Source organism: Streptomyces sp. 7R007, from assembly GCF_054850255.1.
Window position 1 is genome coordinate 1 of record NZ_JBTWMV010000138.1, and the last position, 1,435, is coordinate 1,435.

Consider the following 1,435-nt stretch of genomic DNA (forward strand, 5'->3'; position numbering starts at 1 on the left):
TTAGGAGGAGTTCAAGGCGCTCGGCGTCCCTATCGAGCAGCGTGGCGCGCTCACCGGCGAACTCCTGCGGACGATTCGCGCGGCCGGCGAGAACGAGGGCGACTATCGCTGCGGCCGGATTCCGGTATGGGCCGGCGGAAACAGCGACGCGGCAATTCGCCGGGCCGTACGAAGAGAGCATTTCCGCCGAACTGGGCGGCCGGTTCCGGGTGTGGCGCCGCGAATCTTTTCCAGGCTGACGGAAAAGCCGGTCGACGATCCCGAGCGGCGGGCCGGGGAAGGCACCGGGCCGGCGCCGAAACGGTGCTGCTCGACCAGGCCCTGGCCACCGTGGCCGCGCACCGCACCCAGCTCACCCCCACCACGGAAACGGAGTGACCGTGGTCACCGACGACAACCAGCCTCGCCCCGCCCCCCGCCGGCAGCGTCGACGAGGCCGACCGGCGCCGTCTGCGCCGCTGTGTCGAACTCGCCGCCGAGGCGGTGGACGGCGCGGCGACTGGCCGTTCGGGTCCGGGCCGGTCGACGCGAGCGGCGAGGTCCGGGCCGAGGAACGCAACCGCGAGTCCCCCACCGACGATCCGACCGCACACCCGGAATTCGAGCCGGCCCGCTGGGCCGCCGCCAGCACGGCGAAGGAGGCCGCGTTGAGCAGCAGGATGCCCGCGTGTCCGGGCCGGTGCCGATCAGCAGCCCGATGCCGCCGAGCAGGGCGCCGACGGTAAAGCCGACAGGGAAGGCCGACGTTGCGCGGCGACCGCAGGACGGCCACCGCCCCTGCCCCCGGTCCTCCTTCGCGGTGACCTGTCCGACGAGGGCCTGCTCCAGCGGGGCCGCCGCCTGGTCGACGTCGACCAGGCCGAACGCGCGCGAGGGGCCAGCCCGGGAGCGTGGAGGCTCCCGGGCCGGAGCCTCGTGTACTGCCGCATGCCCGGTGGTGGCCCGGGGGTATGCGAAGGCCCGGACGTCAGGCGGAGATGCCGTCGATCCGGGCCAGGGCGTCGTCCGCGCCGTACGGCTGCAAGTAGGGCAGCCAGCGCGGGTCCCTGTGGCCGGTGCCGATGATGCGCCAGGCCAGACCGGTGGGTGGAGCGGGTTTGTGGCGCAGCCGCCAGCCGATTTCGAACAGGTGTCGGTCGGCCTTCACGTGGTTGCAGCGGCGGCAGGACGCCACCACGTTGTCCCAGACGTGCTTGCCCCCGCGGCTGCGCGGGATGACGTGGTCGACGCTGGTTGCGACGCCACCGCAGTACATGCACCGGCCCCCGTCGCGCGCGAAGAGCGCCCTTCGGGTCAGCGGAACGGGTCCCCGGTAGGGAACCCGCACGAATCGTTTGAGCCGGACCACGCTTGGTGCGGGGACTGTGACGGTTGCGCTGTGCATGAAGGCGCCGGATTCCTCGAGACAGACGGCCTTGTTCTCAAGGACGAGGAC

At 72.3% G+C, this 1,435-nt stretch carries 2 protein-coding genes; both read right to left on the reverse strand.

The window, feature by feature from the left end; genetic code table 11:
• A partial coding sequence (locus ACYF6T_RS44450; protein WP_461703689.1) for a hypothetical protein occupies positions 1–181 on the reverse strand: 181 nt, incomplete at its 3' end.
• Between the two features lie 786 nt (positions 182–967).
• On the reverse strand, positions 968–1,435 hold a 468-nt coding region (locus tag ACYF6T_RS44455), incomplete at its 5' end, for an HNH endonuclease (RefSeq protein ID WP_461703690.1).